Source organism: Staphylococcus marylandisciuri (assembly GCF_025519785.1).
Lineage (GTDB): Bacteria > Bacillota > Bacilli > Staphylococcales > Staphylococcaceae > Staphylococcus > Staphylococcus marylandisciuri.
On record NZ_JAOPKZ010000001.1, the window covers coordinates 186,032 to 207,664 of the forward strand.

20 protein-coding genes and 2 pseudogenes are annotated in these 21,633 nt (G+C 35.7%); 9 read left to right on the plus strand and 13 right to left on the minus strand.

Annotated features, from left to right (window positions below):
- Nucleotides 1-27: 27 nt before the first annotated feature.
- Nucleotides 28-1,317: a YhgE/Pip domain-containing protein gene (locus tag N9R04_RS00960; protein ID WP_262853678.1), complete on the minus strand. Its 1,290-nt coding sequence runs from the start codon at nt 1,315-1,317 to the stop codon at nt 28-30.
- A 171-nt stretch (nt 1,318-1,488) separates the two neighbouring features.
- On the opposite strand from N9R04_RS00960, the gene N9R04_RS00965 reads away from it, so the two are divergent.
- The 4 genes from N9R04_RS00965 to N9R04_RS00980 all read left to right on the plus strand — a co-directional run bounded on the left by N9R04_RS00965 (nt 1,489) and on the right by N9R04_RS00980 (nt 6,453).
- A complete protein-coding gene (locus N9R04_RS00965; protein WP_262853679.1) occupies nt 1,489-2,100 on the plus strand; it encodes a TetR/AcrR family transcriptional regulator in 612 nt (203 codons plus the stop codon).
- Between the two features lie 108 nt (nt 2,101-2,208).
- On the plus strand, nt 2,209-3,150 hold the full coding sequence (locus N9R04_RS00970; protein WP_262853681.1) for a magnesium transporter CorA family protein: 942 nt from the start codon (nt 2,209-2,211) through the stop codon (nt 3,148-3,150).
- Between the two features lie 692 nt (nt 3,151-3,842).
- Nucleotides 3,843-5,972 carry an AraC family transcriptional regulator Rsp gene (gene rsp, locus N9R04_RS00975; protein WP_262853682.1) on the plus strand — a complete coding sequence of 710 codons (2,130 nt, stop codon included), beginning with the start codon at nt 3,843-3,845 and terminating at the stop codon, nt 5,970-5,972.
- A 133-nt stretch (nt 5,973-6,105) separates the two neighbouring features.
- Nucleotides 6,106-6,453: a DUF4889 domain-containing protein gene (locus tag N9R04_RS00980; RefSeq protein WP_262853684.1), complete on the plus strand. Its 348-nt coding sequence runs from the start codon at nt 6,106-6,108 to the stop codon at nt 6,451-6,453.
- Nucleotides 6,454-6,637: 184 nt separating this feature from the next.
- Here the strand turns inward: N9R04_RS00980 and N9R04_RS00985 are convergent, their stop codons facing one another.
- The 3 genes from N9R04_RS00985 to N9R04_RS00995 all read right to left on the minus strand — a co-directional run bounded on the left by N9R04_RS00985 (nt 6,638) and on the right by N9R04_RS00995 (nt 10,220).
- Nucleotides 6,638-7,915, minus strand: coding sequence for a cation:dicarboxylate symporter family transporter (locus tag N9R04_RS00985; protein WP_262853686.1), 1,278 nt, complete (start codon nt 7,913-7,915; stop codon nt 6,638-6,640).
- Nucleotides 7,916-8,728: 813 nt separating this feature from the next.
- A complete protein-coding gene (locus tag N9R04_RS00990; protein WP_262853687.1) occupies nt 8,729-9,634 on the minus strand; it encodes an EamA family transporter in 906 nt (301 codons plus the stop codon).
- A 229-nt stretch (nt 9,635-9,863) separates the two neighbouring features.
- Entirely contained in the window at nt 9,864-10,220 is a 357-nt protein-coding gene (locus N9R04_RS00995) for a DUF3139 domain-containing protein (protein ID WP_262853688.1), read from the minus strand.
- Between the two features lie 281 nt (nt 10,221-10,501).
- Between N9R04_RS00995 and N9R04_RS01000 the strand changes: the two genes are divergently transcribed.
- Nucleotides 10,502-10,867, plus strand: a complete 366-nt coding sequence (locus N9R04_RS01000; RefSeq protein WP_262853689.1) for an Hsp20 family protein — start codon at nt 10,502-10,504, stop codon at nt 10,865-10,867.
- Nucleotides 10,868-10,937: 70 nt separating this feature from the next.
- Nucleotides 10,938-11,372 (plus strand): Hsp20/alpha crystallin family protein, encoded by a 435-nt coding sequence (locus N9R04_RS01005; RefSeq protein WP_262853691.1) that lies wholly within the window; start codon nt 10,938-10,940, stop codon nt 11,370-11,372.
- Nucleotides 11,373-11,971: 599 nt separating this feature from the next.
- On the opposite strand, the gene N9R04_RS01010 is transcribed toward N9R04_RS01005, so the two are convergent.
- The 4 genes from N9R04_RS01010 to N9R04_RS01025 all read right to left on the minus strand — a co-directional run bounded on the left by N9R04_RS01010 (nt 11,972) and on the right by N9R04_RS01025 (nt 14,255).
- On the minus strand, nt 11,972-12,679 hold the full coding sequence (locus tag N9R04_RS01010) for a sirohydrochlorin chelatase (protein WP_262853692.1): 708 nt from the start codon (nt 12,677-12,679) through the stop codon (nt 11,972-11,974).
- Nucleotides 12,680-12,775: 96 nt separating this feature from the next.
- On the minus strand, nt 12,776-13,312 hold the full coding sequence (locus N9R04_RS01015) for a GNAT family N-acetyltransferase (protein WP_262853693.1): 537 nt from the start codon (nt 13,310-13,312) through the stop codon (nt 12,776-12,778).
- A gap of 194 nt (nt 13,313-13,506) precedes the next feature.
- A complete protein-coding gene (locus N9R04_RS01020; protein WP_262853694.1) occupies nt 13,507-13,701 on the minus strand; it encodes a hypothetical protein in 195 nt (64 codons plus the stop codon).
- Between the two features lie 80 nt (nt 13,702-13,781).
- Entirely contained in the window at nt 13,782-14,255 is a 474-nt protein-coding gene (locus tag N9R04_RS01025; RefSeq protein ID WP_262853695.1) for an SRPBCC family protein, read from the minus strand.
- Between the two features lie 592 nt (nt 14,256-14,847).
- Between N9R04_RS01025 and N9R04_RS01030 the strand changes: the two genes are divergently transcribed.
- The gene (locus tag N9R04_RS01030; RefSeq protein WP_262853696.1) at nt 14,848-15,195 is read left to right on the plus strand and encodes a PadR family transcriptional regulator; all 348 of its coding nucleotides are present in this window, start codon (nt 14,848-14,850) and stop codon (nt 15,193-15,195) included.
- Nucleotides 15,179-15,931, plus strand: a complete 753-nt coding sequence (locus N9R04_RS01035) for a hypothetical protein (RefSeq protein ID WP_262853698.1) — start codon at nt 15,179-15,181, stop codon at nt 15,929-15,931. Before N9R04_RS01030 ends, N9R04_RS01035 begins: the two co-directional genes overlap by 17 nt.
- Before the next feature lie 340 nt (nt 15,932-16,271).
- On the opposite strand, the pseudogene tnpA reads toward N9R04_RS01035, so the two are convergent.
- The 3 genes and pseudogenes from tnpA to N9R04_RS01050 form a co-directional block, all read right to left on the minus strand.
- Nucleotides 16,272-16,493 (minus strand): annotated as a pseudogene (tnpA, locus tag N9R04_RS01040) (IS200/IS605 family transposase); the annotation flags it as partial.
- Between the two features lie 231 nt (nt 16,494-16,724).
- Nucleotides 16,725-17,339, minus strand: coding sequence for a DsbA family protein (locus tag N9R04_RS01045; protein WP_262853700.1), 615 nt, complete (start codon nt 17,337-17,339; stop codon nt 16,725-16,727).
- 17 nt (nt 17,340-17,356) lie between these two features.
- Nucleotides 17,357-17,731, minus strand: a complete 375-nt coding sequence (locus N9R04_RS01050) for a cystatin-like fold lipoprotein (protein WP_262853702.1) — start codon at nt 17,729-17,731, stop codon at nt 17,357-17,359.
- Between the two features lie 274 nt (nt 17,732-18,005).
- Here N9R04_RS01050 and N9R04_RS01055 point away from each other — a divergent pair, with 274 nt between their 5' ends.
- Nucleotides 18,006-19,250: an aminoacyltransferase gene (locus N9R04_RS01055; RefSeq protein ID WP_262853703.1), complete on the plus strand. Its 1,245-nt coding sequence runs from the start codon at nt 18,006-18,008 to the stop codon at nt 19,248-19,250.
- Between the two features lie 508 nt (nt 19,251-19,758).
- On the opposite strand, the gene N9R04_RS01060 is transcribed toward N9R04_RS01055, so the two are convergent.
- Nucleotides 19,759-21,219 carry an MDR family MFS transporter gene (locus N9R04_RS01060; protein ID WP_262853705.1) on the minus strand — a complete coding sequence of 487 codons (1,461 nt, stop codon included), beginning with the start codon at nt 21,217-21,219 and terminating at the stop codon, nt 19,759-19,761.
- Nucleotides 21,220-21,449: 230 nt separating this feature from the next.
- Nucleotides 21,450-21,633: pseudogene (locus tag N9R04_RS01065) on the minus strand (IS5/IS1182 family transposase); the annotation flags it as partial.

Below are 21,633 nucleotides of genomic sequence, written 5' to 3' on the forward strand. Positions count from 1 at the left end.
ATGTCCCAGCCTCCAGTCTTTACATATTTAAGATGGTATTTCAGTACGTTTATCACTGTGCTTTTTAATAATTGTAGCCACAAGAATCATAACGACACCGTAAATCATAAAGCCGATTAACATCCAAGTTGTACTATTTAAGGTAAGTGGTTGATTCATATATAAGATCTCGCGCACGCTAGTTGCATAATGCGTGAACGGGTTCCAGCTCACAATATAATCTTGATAGAACTTAGGCAACATTTCTTTAGGGAACATTACAAGTTGAATGCTGAAGAACATTGCTAGGAAGAAGATAGGTACTACTAGCATAGTTAGCACTGTCATACTTCCGAGCACTAATGCAATGAAGCCTAATATCGTAATTGAAATGAACAGAGCCATTCGAGCAGTGTGTGGGAAATCAAATCCTAATACACCAGACATGAAGTAAATATAACCAAAGCCGCCAACAAATGCAGTGATAACAGCGAAGAGCATTTGTAATAATGACGCTTTCACTCGGTTAGCGATTGAGACATTATTTGATGTTCTAAATGCGTAGTATAAGAGCACTGATGCTATGATTGAGCTCATCCATACTGGCATGAACATTAAGAATGGAGCGTTACCGCCACCTTGATGATCTTTCACTTCATGTATCTTACTATCTGAGACTTTAACAGGGTTAGTAAGACCATTAATATCCTTCGGTGATACTTTCACATCTTGGTTACCAAGCATAGATGTAGCTTGTTGTGTTATTTGTTTATTGATATTTGTTCCTACACCGCTTAATACTTGAGATGCAATTTGTGATGCTTGTTTATTCGCTCCATCGTTAACGAGTGTTTTAACGTGGGCTTTTTCTACCTTCACATCATTGTTACCACCTTGTTGCTGCATCTTTTCTTTCATTTGTTTCGCTTTTTCAGGAGGTATATCACCTGATTTAACTTTGTCTTTCATTTCTTGCTGCTTGGCACTCATCACGACCTTTTGTGCTTTACTCATCGCGTGTTTTGAGAAGTCTTTTTCAAGCACAATCATGCCATAATATTTCTGCTCATTTAATCCATCTTTAGCTTTTTTCTCACTATCGACACTTTTCCATTTTACTGTGTCTGAATCGCTATCTGTTAATTTATCTTCTAATTTTTTTCCAATATCAATCTTTTTATCCTGAATTGATGTACCTTTGTCTTTGTTCACAATGGCTATAGGTAATTCTTTAGGTTTAGGGTTAAAAGCTGGGTAGAAAGCTAATGCAAATATTCCAAGTACAATTAATATAACAATGGGAGCTAGCCATAAGAATTTATTTTTTAAAATATTCATCACTGTCGACCTCCTTTTTATTGAACAATGTGTTGAATATCGATTACTTTGTCTATTATAATGATTATAAAAGATTATACAATAATCAATAAACGTCAATGTGTTCTTTAACCAACAAATAAATATTTATTGTTGATTAAATACCAAATTTTTAAAAAGAAGGTGTAAATTATGGCAGAAGATCGTCGCGTAAGAAAGACAAAAGATGCCATTAGACATGCTTTTATAAGTCTGCTTAGAGAAAAGACTTTAGAGAAAATCACGATTAGTGATATTACAGAGAAAGCTGATATTAATCGAGGGACATTTTACCTTCACTACTTAGATAAATACGATTTATTAGACAGTTTAGAGAATGAATATATCAATCTTCTTTCACAATCACTTAATTACGAGCTTTTCTTAACTCCTCAGATGGATCCCGAATCTTTTGCACGAGAGTTTGCAAACCAAATTTTGCATAACATTCTCGACTATATTGCAGACAATATTGAATTCTACCGTGTCATATTCAATATCGGTCACACAACCCGCATTGAGGAGAAGATTAGTCAGACGATGTATGAGAATATGGATAAACATATTACTCAAGGTGACACTATTGCAGGTGTTCCGAAAAGTTATTTCCACAGTTATGTTGCTGGCGCAACGATTTCTTTCATTAAACATTGGGTCACAGAAGAGAATCCGAAGAGTAGTGATCAAGTCGTCGAGTATTTATTCCGCATCGTTTACAATGGTCCTCTACGATTAATGGCTAGTGAACATTCATCTACAAAATAGTACTACATTTACTAATGTTAAAATAAGAAAGCTAAAAAAAGTTGTAACTCAATGAAGAATCGGCTAGTATTAAAAGGTATTTAAATTGAGAAAGGATCGCTGTCAGCTATGATCACAGCATACAAACAAGCATCAAATGAAATCACAGAAACAACACTTGATCGTTATGCAGAATGGATTAACATCGTTGAACCTGAACGTGAGGAAGTCGAGGAGTTAATCGAGCAATTTGATATACCTGAGGATTTCTTGAGAGACCCCCTTGATTCAGAGGAAAGTGCCCGTATAGATTACGACGAAGACTCTGGCTATTCTCTTATCATCATAGATTTACCTGTCGTTAATAGCACCAATCGCAAAGTGTTGTCATTTATCACACAACCGCTCGGTATAATTATTGGAAATAAGCGTTTATTTACAGTGTGTGATGTAGAAAACGAATTTCTTGAAAACTATGCTCGTATCGATTCTGATATCACGCTTAAGTATCGCAGTCAATTCGCACTTAACATTTTATTGACTATAGCCAATCATTACAATCGTAATCTCCGTTTATTAAATAAATCTCGTCTACGTATAGAGAAACGTTTAAAAGATAATGTAACTAACAAGCAACTTTATAACTTAATGGAAGTAGAAAAAAGTTTAGTCTATTTCCTCGCCGCTTTAAAAGGGAATGATAATATCATTAAGAAGCTATTCCGTTTACCAGCGATGCACCGTTACGAAGATGATGAAGAGCTATTAGAAGATTTAGTCATAGAGAATAAGCAAGCTATAGAAACTACAGAACTCTATACTAAAATACTAGAAAGCATCACGACCTCTTACTCATCCTTACTTTCAAATGAATTAAATAATATAATGAAAACTCTCACATTATTTACTGTGTTTCTCACTTTACCTACCATTGTATTTAGTTTCTTTGGCATGAACGTGCCGTTACCAATTGATGATCACAGTTATAAGTCATGGATAACCATTATAGGTGTCTCATTACTATTAGTTACTATAGTGGGTACGTTATTATGGAAGAAACGGAAATTCTGAACTCAGACTAACAGTGTAATCAGATGCTCTCAGTAGAGTAGACATTGAATAGGTGACTACTCTATTGGGAGCTTTATAGTACATACATATCATAAAGTTGCAAGGACTAGCGTTGAAAGTACACTGCTCTATCTATTAAGAGATGAGATATAAAGTTTCTGCGCTCTGAGAACTCGATGAACGGCGTACCGAAAGCAGGGTTGTCGAGAGAAGCGCTCACGGTGCGACAAAATTTGGACAACAATTGTGCTCATCGTTCGATTCTGCATAGATTCTCAACGCTTATGTTCTGCCCTCTTCCTACCTTACTTTTATGGGAAATTGCCCTTCTGTTAAGAATTTATAAGCCCTTTCGATTTAGATCAAAGTAGACTCCTCCAATTTTAATCTCCTTCTACAAGACTAGACACAGTGGCCTTCCTCAATGGTCTAGCACCGCGACATTCTCTTCACCACCTCTTCATTGCAGACCCTCTGTTGTCAGATTCTCATAAATGTTGTAGTCCTCCCCCTTTTAATCTTGCTAATGTTAAGTAACTCTCATTATTCATAAAATTTATTTACATTTAAAATATATCTACCTAAATAAAATTTTAAAGATAAAGTATTAATTTTCACAGGAAAATGTTATATAATAAGTATTATTCAATTAGTTTTATTTTTAAGAAAGCTATTTTAGGAGCCATCTTTTTATGAATATCCAATTGCAATTTTATGATTCGCTACAAACAGGAACATCACGATGTCTTAATAACATCAAAGTATTCTTCCCCCTCAAAGGAGAAATCGAATGTTACCGCAACGGACAAGCACAAGTAAGTACGTATGAGCCTATCATTATTAATCATGGTGATATATACAGCATAGCTTATGCTCACGATATCGTTGAATTGACTTTACCTTTAAGTTACATGTTGTCTGTTTATCCTACCTTTATGAACGCCTATTTGGACGAATCGTTACTGAAGAACCATGACTATTTAAAACACTTAGTCCTTAAAATTCTGACTGGTCAGCAAGATCAAATCATGACAAACAAACGGTACTTAGAAGAAATTGTCTCCATATTAAAGAAAGAGACCCTTGTTCACTGCGAGTCTAATTATCTGCCTAGAGTCATCACTGATCATAGTGTGCTCAACCAAATCATTAAGTATGTCGATAGTCATTTAGATGAGAACATGACTGCTAGTGAGATCTCTAATCAATTTTACGTATCGATTTCATACATTTCTATATTATTTAAGCGCTATCTTAATATAAGTTATAAAGAGTATTATGCGAGTTTGAAAATCGCCCTCTCACTTCCTGATTTGCTGACAAAGACTGAGTCTACTACTACTATCGCACGAAACTGGGGCTATACTAATCTTGCAATCTATACACGACACTTTAAAGATTGGTTACACTTTACACCTAAATTATTTCGCCTGCATAATCAGTCAAATATTGAAATTTCCTTTAATATTATTTCTAATAATTTTCATCATTATCACGAGGATTTCCATACATTAGTACAAGATACACCGGTAGCTTATAGTCAAACTACGATTCACCTTGACACCCAATTAAACTTTGAAACTACCCATAGCTTCAAGACTTTTATTCATGTTGATAGGTTAAGTGATTTGTTAAATCAAAGCATGATCGACGACGATCACTTAGATTTATCGACTCTTTTTAACCCATATATTGTAATTAATGAAACAGAGGACCTCATCTATTCAGGAAGTGCCTGTAATATAACGATTAAATACTTAGATACTCTTCTAAATAAAGGGACTGGTTTCGTTATTACACTACACTCTCAATATGAGATGGCTTCTATCGAGAAACTAGTAACGCAATTCTTTACCTATAAACCACACTATCATCACTTCCAGCAAGTCAAACTGATGCTATTGTTTGATACTACTGCTCTTCATTTCAATACCATTCTTTCATATTTACGTAAGATGAAAACACGTTTCCCTAATATTCAATTCGCTGTAACTATGGAAGGTATCATTCATACTGAAAAAGAATTATTAAGAGCATTTGATAAACTTAAACGCCTAGAGTGCGATCATTACTTTATTAGTATAGATCATAGCGAAACGATTAACTTACTTACTGAGAAAAGTAAGGCCTTTAACCAAAATACTAATAACATAGAACATTTGACGACGCTTAGTGAGAGGTCAGGCATACCTGCCCATCAAATCGTTCATGCTCACTTATCTAAACTCAAATTCTTAGATAAAGAAACGCAGTCTAAAGCGCGACTCGCTGATATATTGAGTTATCTGATTAAGCTTCTTCAACAAGGCATTAGCATCGGTTTTAAACTTAATAGTCAAACGAAAGATGATGTAGCTTTGCTTAGCGCACATGGCATTCGAAAACCCATCTCACACGTGTACCAATTCTTAAAGCCATTTATTAATAAGAAAGTAAATATAAATCCTAACTATCTACTCACTCGCCAAGGGACAACGGTTCACCTGTTACTCTTTAATGCCTTGAATCAACCATTAAAGAATAATAATATTCAAAGCTTTGTCCTCTCAAGTATAGAGCAGCCAGAACATTTTCGTTTTACGCAGACGCTTAATCGCCAACACGGTCTAATTGATTATGCCCTACCTAAGCAGTTTCAACATGCACTAATGGATGAAGAGATATTGCGGTATATGCGTTTGAGTAATATACCTAAAGCTGAGCTCGCTCACTGTCAACTTACCAATAACGAAGAGTCAATTATAACTTTACAAGAAGATGAACTTAAATATATCCGTGTCTTGCCAGCAGATGAACATGAGATGAGTTTAACGACACCTTAATTTAATTCTTTAAATTTAATAAATGCGGCAATTTTGTTACATCCCCTTAAAAAAGAGTGTGAGTAAAGTATATAAATTGTTGCATAAAAAAAGTTATTTCGTTATAAAGAGATTAGACTTTTAATAAAGGAGAATGACCGTGAAAGGTAAAGGCCTAGCTATAATATTAAGTGCAATTATGATTATTGTCTCGATCGTATTAGTAATCATCATGCTCACGACTGGAGAGAAAGAAATATATTACGGTTATATGAAAGATAATCATACTGCTGAAAAAATGGTAAATGCAAAAACGCATAAAGTTACCAAGAACGTGAAACTACATTCCGAATCTGGTTTTTCACCTAAAAAAGGTGATTTCGTTAAACTTTCAAAATCTGAAGGCGACGACAAATTTGATAAAATGAAAGTCGTTAAACACGATGACGTCCCTCATGAACTCATGATGAAAATTCATGACATGCACATGAAAGGTATGTAAGATGACATTTTGATGAGAGTGATGTAGCGATTAGCTAGCGATATCTGGCCTCGATTGACCTATCTATCTGACGTTACGATGATAGGTGCACTCAGATTTCGTCAGCTACCATTCGTGTACTTAGCCAAATGAAATAGCCCCACAAATGATTGTTAGCTCTAATCATTTGTGGGGTTTCTTATAGTTAAAATGTTTTTAAATAAGCTTTTGCTTTTTCCTTATCAAATACACCTTCTGATTTAGCTATAACTACCGTTGATAAAGAGTTTCCTATTACATTCACGCAAGTCCTAACCATATCAAGTAGTCGATCAATACCAATAATAAGAGCTAGGCCTTCTGCAGGAATGTTCATGGCTGAGAATGTCGTAATGAGTACCACGATAGATACACCTGGCACACCAGCCATACCTTTGGATGCAACCATTAAAGTAAGAATAAGCATAAATTGTTCACCAATACCTAAATGCATATCATACATTTGTGCGACAAATATAGCGGCAATAGATTGGTAAAGTGCTGAGCCATCTAAATTAAATGTATAACCAATAGGTATAACGAATGATGTTATATCTTTAGGTGAACCGAATCTCTCCATCTTCTGCATCAAGATTGGAAGTACTGATTCAGAGCTAGATGTCGAGAAGGCTAACAACAATTCGTTCTTTAATATCTTAATAATAGAGAAGATATTAATACCACACATCCAACCTACAATACCAAGGACTACAACCACGAAGAAGATCATTGCGCCCACTACTAACAATAGCAACTTAAGCAATGGTAAGAGAGCAGCTGTACCAAATGTCATAATTGTCGTACAAATAAATGCAAACACACCAATTGGAGCAAGTTTCAATATCTTATTAATCATCCAAAACACAGCTTCTAACGAACCATCAAGGAAGCGCTTAACTGGTTCAGCTTTGTCTCCAATCGCAGAAAGAGCCATTCCGAAGAACACAGCAAAGAAGATGATTGGTAATAACTCCCCTGCCGTTAAAGCTTCAAATAAGTTCTTAGGAATAATATTTACGAGCGTATCGATAAAGTGATGACCGTATGAAGAAGCTTGTTCTGCATGCTTTGCATTTGTTTCATATGTAGATATATCACCTTTAGGTAGTTTGCCTTTATCGAGACCTACACCAGGCTTAAAGATATTTGCGAGAACGACACCTAAAGCGATAGCGATAGTAGTGATAATTTCGAAATATACGATCGTTTTGAAACCGTATCGCCCTACCTTTTTAGACTCTCCAATATTTGAGATTGAGAGCGCTAACGAACAGAAGACCACCGGAATAACAATCATCTTAATTAGATTCAAGAAGACGTCTCCAAATGGTTTGATATAATTAACGAGCTCAGTATGGCCGTAAAGTAACAGGCCTACAACAATACCGAGAACAAGGGCAATAGTTACTTGCATAGGTAGACTGACTTTTTTAAGTATCTTCATAAGTTTGTGACCCCCTTTTTTTAGACTTCTTTATTATACCAAAGAAGCAATTCAATAGGTTAGTGTATTTAGACATTATATGAGTTTATAGTTCCTTAAAAGGTAAAATAATATTATATTTTCATATTTGAGTAACATATTAATGTGTATATCGACTATCCTCTCTTTGTTGGCTAATGAGCTACAAATGTTGTGTTTGGGTCGCAAAGCTTTTGTGCTCTGGGAAACCGGTTAACGGCGTTCCAAAAGGGAGCGGGACAGAAATCTAATTTGAACAAAAAGATTTCGTAGTCCCGCCCCGGCAAGGATGACTAGAATTGAAAAAAGCTTGATACAAGCGCATTTTCAAATCAGTCATCTACTGCCAAGATGCTGAAAGCGGTTGAGACATTACATTATGTCCCAGTTTCTCTTTGTTGGAGCCCACCCCAACTCGCTGTGCTTGTTGGGAGCGGGACAGAAATCTAATTTGAATAAAAAGATTTCGTAGTCCCGCTCCGGCAAGGATGACTAGAATTGAAAAAAGCTTGATACAAGCGCATTTTCAAATCAGTCATCTACTGCCAAGATGCTGAAAGGGTCTGGGACATTACATTATGTCCCAGTTCCTCTTTGTTGGGGCCCCGCTCACATCCTAAATACTTGTGTCCCGACCTCAGCTCATAGTTTATAAACACTTATGAAGAGATAAAGCAACAACCTAATATAGTAGATATACAATGACAGCGCTATGAACTAACATGACGTCATTAAAATCAATGTTAATCTGCTGCCTCAGCTCATTATGTAAAGACTAAACACGTCAAGTAATATTTAAGTAACATCTTTGTTGCTATATAAAGAAATAAAGCACACCATAAAGATAATTATACTTACACCTACGATTTGCCATCTTCCAAAAGTATCTCCTAACCAAATAACTGAAACTATGAGAGCTGTCAGAGGCTCAATGGTGCCAAATAAACTCGTTTCTTGAGGAGAAAGATAATTCAAGCTTTCAATGTAGAGCCAGAATGCTAACATCGTACCGAAAATAATCGTCACTATTAAAAATATGTATACTTTAGGAGACCATAGCGATATATCCACTTCCCATGGATGATATATGACCGAAAGGAAGACTCCTCCGATAAACATCGCCCAACCAACTACATTAACCGCGCCCCACCTAGCAAGTAATTTAACGGGATATACCGTATAGAAGGCTAAAGCCACTGAGGAAGCCAATCCCCATATTATTGCTAGCCACGATATGGATAGTTTATTGGTTGAACCATTTGTCAGCAATAAATAAGAACCGGATAACGCTAGAATAACAGCGATTAATTCCTTTAGTTGAAACCGTATTTGTTTACTCACTACGAGATAGATCATAATGATGATCAGCCCTAAATATTGTAATAACGTAGCTACAGTCACATTACCGTAATGGATTGATGCCATGAAGGTATACTGTACTGCAAGCATTCCGAACACCGCATAAATGACTATTTGCAATGCGGAGTATTTATTGCTCCATATACCAATAATCGCTTTACCTTGTGTTATAGCTGATATGCCTAACAATAAGATCCCTGATACTAACAATCTCACTGAAACGTACCATCCTACAGGAAGACGTTCATATTGAAAAAGATACTGAGACATTGTACCTCCCACACCCCATAAAGTCGCACCTGCTATCACAAGTATCATCCCCCACGTACGCGATTTACTCATCACTACCCCTCCTCTTGCTATATTAAGAATATTATAATTATTGCGATAATTTTAAGTAAAGTAGATTTTCCATCTGAAGATAAAAAAGTACTAGGAGGTCGGGACAAAAGCGTTTCTGGCGAAAATCCTGCTTTTGGGACGCCGTTAATTGGTTTCCCAGAGCACAAAAGCTTTATGTTCCAAACCCCTAGTACTTTAAAATTATTTATGTTACCCTCTCGTTCTCACTTTACGATTTAGGTTTATAATCAGGATCGAACTTATGATGTTTTGCATGTTTATCTGTCTTTTTCGTTTCACTGTCAAAGCCTTGGATTACTATACCCTTATAAGTAGCAACTGGCTGAACTACATACGTCTTTTCAGGGTCATCTTTAAATTTCACTTCTTTATAATATAACCCCTTTTTGCCACTATACAATGTCTTCTCATGTTGAACTTTATCTTTCAGATGATGTTCTTGTAAATATTTATCCACTAGTTCAATATTCTTATGTCCTTGATAAGTCCGTAGAGAGAAGAAGAAGACAATAGCAATAATAAGTGATAGAACTAGTAACCCTAGTATTTTGAGAAATATCTTCATGATTGAACTCCTTTAATCAAACCTCTATTTAAGTTCTAAGCGCTACGCCTATAGTTATGTCATTTAACATTATGAACGATGTACTATTCAAGATAAAGTATTAATCATTATTTGTAACAAAATAGTCGTTATTCAAATAACTTCACGAGACCGCTTAGTTAAAAATGCAGTGGTATTAGTCTGTTAGAAATAGTCAACTAAAGTTAAATTTTGATGTTGACTTTCTTTGACCTTAAGTATATAATGTAACTGTAAGGTTAAAGAAGAGGTGATGATTAATGATGGAACAAAAGAACAGAACAGACCTTTCAACAGAATTATTCAACCACTTATTTCCAAAGACTATAACTGCAGACGTACATGAAACTGATGAAAGTTACATTGTTATAGCAGAATTACCAGGATTAAACAAGGAAGACATTGATATTAAATACGAGGATAATATCCTTACTCTTAATGCTTCACATCAGGAAAGTGATGATGAGAATGCTACCTATCACATTAAAGAACGTCATAAGACAGATATGAATAGACAGTTCATCTTTAAAAATGTAAATTGTAACGACATTACAGCACAGTTTAACAACGGCTTACTCAAAGTTACTTTACCTAAGCAAGAATCTAAGACAAATATATCAATTGACTAATTATCCAAGGGTTTCTACCCTTTTAATATAAAATAAAGAACCTAATTTAATGACTAAGGAGAGATTGATTATGGGCTTTGATATGAGACCTTTTAACAATTCATTTTTCAACACAGATCCAAGTGACTTCTTTAGAGATGTAGGTCGCCAATTCTTTGATCAGTTCCCATCAACTGGGGGTATCACTACAGATGTTAAAGAATTAGAAGATAGTTACCTCGTAGAAGCTGAACTTCCAGGTATGAGTAAAGAAAATATTAGTTTAAACTTTGAAAATAATGTGCTCACTATAGAAGGTAAACAATCAGTGGAAAATAGTGAAGAAGATACGAACGGACGCGTCATTCATCGTGAGCGCAGTGTAAATGATGTTAAGCGTCAATTGTCATTCGATAATATTCAAGAAGATGGCATTAAAGCTTCTTATGACAACGGCATATTAAATATAACGCTGCCGAAAAAAGACAAAGAAGACAATTCAAATACAAATATTCAAATAGATTAAATTTCCCTCCTCCTTTCAAATTGATTCCTAAATTACGATATGTTAAAGCGAAGGCGCTCTACCTAGAGTACCTTCGCTATTTTTTTATTACTCAAGTACGAGCCCAAAGCATTTACGATTTGGGAGCTGGACAGAAATCTAATTTGAATAAAAAGATTTCGGAGTCCCGCCCCGGCAAAGATGACTAGAATTGAAAAAAGCTTGATACAAGCGCGTTTTCAAACCAGTCATCTACTGCCGAGATGCTGAGATAGTCTGAGACATTACATTTCGTCCCAGCCTCTCTCACGTTGTAAACATCCATTTGATCCCATTCTCTTCTATCCAAATAGCTTAAGTGATAATAGCAACTTTAGTGGTATTGTTAATGAAATAATGACCCATTATTCTCACGTTTGACTTCTTTAAAAAAAGGTGTAGTTAACGAATTAAATGGTTAAGGTCAAAACCCTTCATCCTAATATTATTCCCCCTACTTTTCTGTCACTCCATCCTTTCCCTAGCACACAGAAAAAAGCGCAAACCACTAACTGAAGTGAGTTAAATTAAAATAAGTAAAGTTTTAAAATGGATAGATTTTAAATGATTAACACACCGGTCTATGAAGAACCATATATTCTATCGTTAATAATATCTTTTAATCTCGAATCGAAGTTAATACTGGTTGTAAAATCGATATTGCACTCCAATTCCATTTTACTTATTCTCTTTTTCGTCGTGTTGACGAGGTAGCCATCATAGAAGAAGATAGGTAGAAAAAGAACGTTCTGTTGACCTTTCACGACATCTTCTAAATAATCTTTATATGAAATTGAACCATACAATGTGAGTACATGAATAGGTACTGGCAGCGACAATTGTTCAGCAAATGCTTTCAACTGTTCTTCCGGTTTACGATATTTCGTGCTACCGTGAACATAGAGAATGACAGATTCATAATCCCCCTCACTGAGATAAGATTGAGCTTTATCAGTTACGATGTCCACCATTAACGGATGTAGGCCTAAGGGATCACAAACTTCAAACGTTACATCTTGGTATTTTTCTTGGAAGTGATTGACTATCGCAGGCATATCATCTAATAGATGTGCTCCTGAAAAAATCATAAATGGAATGATATTAAAATCTTTATGCCCTTCTTTGATGAAACGATCCAGTTTGATGTAAGGATTATTAGTATCACTCTCTAAAAACGTAACTTCGTAGTGATAACTTTCGCCTTGTAATAAAGTATCAATAAACCGATTCAAATCTTCATTTAATGTTCCTTTTCTCATGCCATGTACAACAATAATATTCATCGCCATGCCACAAACACTCTCCTCACTATTTTAATAGAATAAACGACGGGTCATTGCGCATTGTAACTTTTTAAAATGATTATCAGGTTTCCCTTACCATTATTAGCTTGTAGGTCTCTGTAAATTATTTTCATCAAATTGTTCTGGGATCAAAGTTTTATACATTAAGATACCTAGATCCCCCTCTTTCGTCTCCCGTTCTTTATAAACTTTATAACCTCTTCGTTTATAGATGTTCAAAAGCCAGGGATGCAACCGTCCTGACGTACCTAATGTTACTGCTGGTACTTTCAATGTGTCCCGCAAGAAAGTCTCCTCAACGTATTTGAGTAGATAACTTCCATAGCCTTTGCCCTCGCACTCCGGTCGCGTCGCAAACCACCAAACAAATGGGTAAGTGGCTACACTTTTACGTGCCTCCCACGGGTAACGTACTGAGATTGTCGACAGGATTTTCTCTTCATCTTCAAGTACGAACATCGTCGTGTTACACAGATTGTCTCTAATCATGCTGCGATCAGCGTTTACAGAAGGCCAATTAATGCCTAACTCTCTTAACGGTGTGAAGGCCTGATGCATTATGTAATAAAGTTCCTCTACATCCTCTTCAACTGCTACTCTAATATTTAATGTCGTCATTACTACACCTCTTCTATTTCAACTTGAACTACTTATCGCTAACCTTAAGACGACCTTACTTGAGAGTCAATTCATAAGACTTAAATAGATCACTTATAATATAAAAAGACAGGGCGCCCTACAAGCCCTGTCTTATGATTAAGCTATTAACATCACAGTCATCAATTTGCCTTGGCACTGCAAAAAAGAGAATGTTAACTACCTGAATCAATATTCTGTTCATTCAATTTAGATAACAAATATAGTCCATAAGCGAAGATAACATACCCCAACGAGGTGACAAGCAGCCATCTCAACAAAGGTTTAGTATCTAGTTTACAAGTTACAAGTGTTGGAAAGAACGTACTAATTATATAGAGTACTAATACTTTGATGTAACGCTTAGTCAAGTCATTCACCTCTTTTCACACTTATTATACACTTTTCACCTCTATTGAAGTATGCTTTACACGATACAAATTTAACTAAATTATGACTTTTGCAACAGTTCTTCTAAATTATCGAATGTACTATCCATCCCAGCTTCTAATTCCATATCTATCATTTGTTGAACCATTTCAGCACTGGATAATTCGGAAGTTGCGACTAATTCTGTAACACCTTGTCCAATATCATTAAGTCTTACCGTATTGTACATACCAGGAACTTCCTTGTTGATCTTCCCCCGTTCATCTGCAAAATAATCTTCATATGCGAGGAAGGTTGGACGGTGTATTTCTTTATATCTCGTTAAAGTGTAACTTTTACCTTGTGGCGTCTCTATTGAGAAGAACCCTTCTCCTCCCTCTTGTACTTCATATCGATAAACTTTAGTCGTTCCACCTTTAGGATGAAACCATTGTTCAAATAAATCTTTGTTGGTATAAGCACGATAAATTTCTTCAGGACTTGCTTTAAAATTTCTCTTATAAATGATTTTATTTCGATTTACTTCAATTCCCATAGTTTTGCCCCCTAACTGGTTTTTATTTAAAAAAGACTACTTTTGGCCTTTCCCTTTCTAACATATTTCAGTCATCTCACTTTTTAGAGGTCGGGACAAAAGCGTTTAGAGTTTGAGCAGGGGGCCCCAACACAGAGAAACTGGTAAAACAGTTTCCACAAGCTATGCAAGTTGGGGTGGGCCCCAACACAGAGAAACTGGAACATAATGTAATGTCCCGCTCCCTTCAACATTTCGGCAGTAGATGGCTGATTTGAAAACGCGCTTGTATCAAGCTTTTTTCAATTCTAGTCATCCTTGCCGGGGCGGGACTACGAAATCTTTTTATACAAATTAGATTTCTGTCCAGCTTCCGAATCGTGACTACTTCTGTCGACAATACTGTATTTGTGACGCCGTTCATCGGTTGCCAAGAAGACAGAAACCCTATGTCTCAACCTCAGCAATATAAGTAAAATTTACTATCTTTTATTGTAATATAGTTGACAGGGCGTGTAGAGTTTACTATCTTTTATTATAAGATAGTTGAAGTAAAGTACCTCTGAGCTCAGATTAACTATCCCACTTACTCGCTATCTGAAGGAGGCAAGACATGTCTATCTCACATCAAATGATGAAAGGCCTGTTGGACGGGGCTATCCTTGGTCTGATCAGCCAAGGCGAAACGTATGGTTATGAAATACTCGATAAGTTAAAGGCTCAACAGTTTCCTGAAATTAGTGACGGTAGTATTTATCCTGTATTACTGCGTTTAAGTAAAAAGGGGTATGTTTCATCGTTAACTAAGAAATCTGATAATGGCGGGCCTAAAAGGAAATATTACTCCATCACAGATCTTGGACTAGCGGAATTAGAGCAATTCAAAGTAAAATGGCAATATTTAAATCAAGGGATGAATAATTTAATGAGGAGTGTAGATATTGATGACTCAGCGCAGTGAAGATTATCTCACACGCTTGCGCATTGAATTGATGTTTAGAGGTCGAGAAGAGCAAGAAATAACCGAAATCACAGATGAATTGCGTGATCACTTCGCAACAGCAGAAGCTAACGGTGAAAGCAACGAAGATATATTACAAACACCTGTGCAAAAGTACGCAGATCAATTCGCAAAACAAATGCACTTATTTAAAGGAATTTATAAATTTCTAGGTTGTATATTAATTTTACTTATCAGCATTTTTACTATACCTAAAATGTTAGACGGTACATTCACACTAAATCTAATGCTCATCATAGAACTAGTTGAGTTTATCCTCGCATTTATCTTCATTGTGTGGTTGCTCCGTATAACATTAGTGCACTATGGTGAATCTAAGAGAAGCTATGTCATTTTCGGAATAAGTTTCGCTTTAACTTTTCTCAGCTTTCTAGCGATGAACTATTTAGAAAAGCACTTTCCGTTAATAGTATTTTGGCATCCTAGCGCCACGACGACGATTGTTTTAGGCCTACTCTCATTAGTTATTATTAGTCTGTTCTTCGTGTTGATCAAACAGAAGTTCCAAGCACTCACTCTAGTTATTGTTTCTCTACCAGAAATTATCGGCCTAATTTTAACAGGAGATACCACAAGTCAGAAGTACCTTTACATTTCATTAATTATTACTATTATGATTTGGGTAGCCTTGACATTTGGACCATTACTTAAAAATTATGTGACTAAAAATAAATAAAACTACAAAGAAATAATTTTGAGAAAGAGAGTTAAATATTTTTACTATTATCTAGTTAATCAAGACAATTGAAATAACTGTGCAGTAGATAATTGAATCGTTAATAGGTTTGTAAATAGCTTGTAGAATGGTATTCAGCTCACAAGCTAGAATAACGGGAGTAATGTGATTTCTAATCCCCTCTTGTTCCTCTCGTCGTTTCTCAATTTAAAGTAAAGATATAGGCCAGCACTTAGTCTGATGTCTAGAGATCAAGAAATCTAGGAGGTTGAGACAGTAAGATTTTGTGCTCCGGGAAACCGATGAACGGTGTCTCAACCTCTGGCACTTTTATAGGCATTGTCAATTCTGTTTTGGGTTGTGCTTTGAATATAATATGAACATGGTCTTTATCATAATGCCACGCAACTAGAGTCGTATGATAAGACGCTGCTATTCTCACAAAAGTTATATTAATAAATTCAGAAATTTCATCATCAATCACTTGTCTACGATATTGAGTAACCAGCACAAGATGATAATAGACAAGAAATGCTGAATGATTATTAGTATCTAGTTCCATGTTATATCAACGCGTTTCTCTTATAGACTGTGTATAACATAGAACAAATTAAAAAGACGATAAGCCTTACCTCGAGTTCCAACAGTAACCCTCATACCGCACAGCATTCATCACCCTTCTATAGAAGATAGGCGACTTCTATCTGAATTAAGCTACAGCTTTTTGGCTATTAAATAAAACGGAACAGCTCCAATCTTAACTCTCTCTCGAACACTGTCCCGTTACTGCTAATTATTTACTTATTATTTTATCTATTTGTTGTTCATAACTATTGAAATCATAAGGATCATCTACTTTTTTACCATTAATAAATACAGTTGGAGCCTGTTTAATATTTTCCTTTTTATAGCGTTCTTGATCTTTCTTAGCATCTTTCCATGCTTGTGAGTTTCTGTTCTTGTACGCTTTTTTAATTTCTTTTTTCTTAGTTGTAGAGATGTCTAATCGGCTTATTTCTTTATCTATTAATTTATGAGTTAACCAATGCCCACCATCCTTAGGTTGTTGTTGATAAAGACGATGAATAAATTTCAAATGTTGCTTTGGTGCTATTAATTTGACCGCATGTTCTGCACGAGATCCGACGAGAGAATCTTTATCGAGAAATGCCATATTTACAAATTGATATTCAACGTCTTTACTACTTAAATATTTAGATTGAAGCTTAGGCATAACCTTCTCATCCAACTTTTTACAATAAGAACACTTAAGATCACCATATTCTACAACTTTAACCTTTCCAGATTGTGGTTCATATACTTTACTCTGATGTTCGTTTTCCTTAGCACAGCTAACTAGAAGGATAACGCAACAAATGATGCTCATAATGTTAATGTACTTGTTCATTAGCTCACCTTTCTAGATTATGACTCATCATCGCTTCCTAAATTCTCTTCTTTATAACTTTCTTTATGATTGTTCATAAAACCTTTGACATTAAATCCACTTAAATAGTGTGCTTTGTTATTTTTAATTCGATATGCATAATGATGTACCTCATCATCATCTTTTAATGGTTTATATGCAAGCACTACGTATTTACCTTTTTCATACACGTATATATTCGCTTTGTTTTTATCAAATTTCTTATCAACGTCACCTTTTTCACTCTTAGCTAACTTCTGTTGATAGATTTGTTGTTTATCAATAGCCTTATCAATGCTATTTGTATATTTATCACTACTACAAGCTGCAAGTATTAAAGTTAGTGCAACTATAGTGAGGCCCAATCTCTTCACATCTATCTCTCCTAATTATTTAATACCTTGTAACGTAATGATAATTGATAACAAGCGATTTCGCCAATACTTTTGTCCGTTTTCTACCCCCTTTAACAATTACTTAAATTTTCTTTATTAAATTTACTATTTTAAGATATTTGTAGAGAACACTTAACGCTCAATTAACAATAGAATTGTAACATTGCATGTCAAATATAATTTATTTTGTTACACTACTCTTATGAAACATTATTTAACTAACAATCTGTAATTCTATACTTGGGGGATTATTATGAAATTTGTAACTCTTACACCTAGGGAATTTGATGACTATACTGAAACACATTACTCGCATTTCACTCAAACATCTAAAAATTATTACGATCTTTTGGAGAAGAGTGGCGCAGCTCATCTTCTGGGCGTCAAAGATAATAAGGGGAATGTCGTTGCTGCGAGCTTATTTTCTGAAGCACGTGCGTTAAAATTCTTTAAATATTTTTATAGTCAACGAGGTCCTGTGATGGACTATAATAATATAGAACTGGTAGAGTTTTTCTTTAAAAATCTGACAGCTTATCTAGAGAAGCATAACTGTCTCTACGTGCGTGTAGACCCTTACATAATTGAACATGTCCATACTGCTGATGGTGATATCATACAGTCATATGATAATCGCATTCTCAAAGAAAAACTAGAGAAATTAGGTTATCGCCATCAAGGTATGACGATTGGCTTCACTAAAATCAGTCAAATTCCGTGGTTATCAGTACTTAACCTTAAAGATAAATCAGAAAAGCAGCTGTTAAAAGAGATGGATTATCAAACACGGCGCAATATCAAAAAAACTGAAGAGATGGGCGTTAAAATTCGCACCCTCTCTTCGGAAGAAACACCTAAATTTTATGAATTAGTTCAAATGGCTGAAGAAAAACATAACTTTTCTTTCCGCGATGAAGATTACTATCGCCGTTTACAGAAAGCTTACGAAGGTCGCATTCTTCTCCAACTAGCTTACATTAACTTAACAGACTATAAAACAAAGCTTGAAACAAAGTTACAAAACTTAGAGACACAATACCAAGATGTTCAGGACAAATTAAAAGAAAATGCTAACTCTAAAAAACAAAAGACGAAAGCACAACAACTTGATCAACAGATCAATAGCACGAAGCGTAAAATCAATGAAACTCAAGCTCAGATAGAATCCGATGGCGAAGAATTAGATCTAGCTTCAGCTGTGTACATTTACAATAATCATGAAATGTATTATTTATCCAGTGGTTCCAACCCTGCATATAACCCATATATGGGCGCCTATGCCCTACAATGGGAGATGATCAAATATGCTAAAAATCTAGGAATCGATCGCTATAACTTCTATGGGGTTAGCGGTGATTTTAGTGAGAATGCTGAAGATTACGGCGTTCAACAATTCAAAAAAGGATTTAACGCGCATGTAGAGAATTATATCGGAGACTTTATAAAAGTGATTAAACCAGCTGTATTTAGAATTGGCAAATTAACCGGTAAAATATAATAATTAGGCTAGAGCATGACGGACGTTGAAACATAAAAAACGCTAAGGAGATAGAGACATCAAGCTTCTGTGCTCTGGGGAACCGATAAATGGTATCCCAAAAGCAGGGTTTGCGACAGAAACGCTCACGATTCGGGAGCGGGACAGAAATCTAATTTGAATAAAAAGATTTCGTAGTCCCGCCCCGGCAAGGATGACTAGAATTGAAAAAAGCTTGATACAAGCGCGTTTTCAAATCAGTCATCTACTGCCGAAATGTTGAAGAGGCTGAGACATTACATTTTGTCCCAGCCTCTTTCTCTCTAGTCAAAGACCTTTATATCCCAGCCTCATTGGATGCGTGACAGAATTTAACTGCTTTCGTCTTCACGCCCCTCCTAAAGAAGTTAACACGGTTTATCATAGAGCATCATCTTAAATTCATTGAAATTCAACATTCACAACATTACATCACTTACATCTTATCACACCAACTAGCATGCTAAATCATGCGTACCTCGTGAAATTGCTATTCTCCACGTTGCATGTCAAGCTGCGCATCTTGTTCTGCTTTCTTTTTACTCGTTAACATAAATACTAATATAAAGCTGATACATGAAATGATCACAGCGAACCAAAATGCCCCGTGATAGCCACTTAATAAAGCATCTTGTTTAATTTGAATGGCCATTGCTTTCTTATCCATACCATGATAATCACCCATATGTGGTTTAAAGTTCTTAGCAATATGAGACATTAAAGTAATTAACACCGCCGTACCGATCGATGCGGAGATTTGCTGAACGGTATTCAACATGGATGAACCATGGGCGTTGAGTTCCGGTGTCAATTGGTTCAGAATATGAGTCATTATAGGCATTAATCCTAACGCTAAACCAACCATTCTTATAGCATACACTATGGTAAGTATGGCAACAGGGCTCTTACCATCCATAATCACAAAATAGGAAGTCGTGATAATCACGATAATCATTCCGGTAAGCGCAAGTCTTTTTGCTCCAAATTTCTCAAATAACGGTCCCCCTATTATGGACATCACACCCATAACTAATGCACCAGGTAAAAGAATTAAGCCTGATTCAGAAGCAGGTTTATCCATGATATTTTGAACGAACATCGGTAAGACTGTCTCTGAACCGATCATTGAGATCATCGTAAAGGCCATTATAAGAATCCCTATAGCGAACTGAGGATTTTTAAAAACACTAAAATTTAATAACGGTGCTTCTAAACGTGTTTGTCTCACTACAAATAGTGCGATGAGTAAAACGCCACCAATAATTGTAGTTAACACAATTGGATCGCTCCATCCATCACGCGAGATTGAACTTGTACCATAGAGCAATCCTCCAAACCCAAAGGTAGAAAGTAATATCGATATCACATCAATAGGCACCTTTTTAGTTGTACCTACATTCTTTACAAACTTCAATGCTACGAGAAATGTTATCGCAGCGATCGGTGCTACCACTTGAAAGAGTGAACGCCAACTAAAGTATTCGACTAAATAACCTGACAATGTCGGACCAATTGCAGGTGCTAACATAATAACTAATCCAAAGATACCCATGTACTTCGCCCTTTCATGAGGCTCAAAGATGTCTAACATCGTCGTCATCATTAGCGGCATCATAATACCTGATCCCAGCGCTTGAATAATACGTGCTATAAGCAGCACATTAAAGGTTGTGCTAAATCCAGCAACCAGTGTACCTATTAGGAATATGATAATTGCCGCTAAGAACACTTGGCGAGTTGTGTACCGTTGGATGATCATTGCTGACAGAGGGATGACCACTCCATTAGCTAGTAAAAAAGCGGTAGTAAGCCATTGGACTTGTGTATAGTCAATATTAAATGCGCGCATAATACTCGGTAATGCTGTTGTAAGCAATGTTTCATTTAACAAACCGAAGAACCCACCTAATAACATGGTGAGAATCATTATAATTTTAGCCTTAAATGTCATGAGTTACTCCTTACTAAGAATATCTCACAGACGTCTTCCTTACCTCTAGCCTGTGACGATTATCTTTACTTTTATTAATCATTATGGCATTATAACGAAAATGGTTTTAAAAGACACTCATTTAGCTTACTACTTCAAGGACTGTAAAACAGTGACTTTTAAAGTAAATACTGCGGTTTATTATCAACCAACAAAGGTGCCATTCTATCTCTTTACGGGAGTTAAGTTAATTAAATATAAAGACGATGGGCTGGGACATAAAGGTCTTTGACCAGAGAGAAAGAGGCTGGGACATAAAGATCTTTGATTAGAGAGAATAAGGCAATTTCTATTGTAATAATACAGAAATTGCCTTTTTTACTATTATTTTGACTATAGTTAGCTCGTTGAGCTACTACTTTTCTTATATTAAGT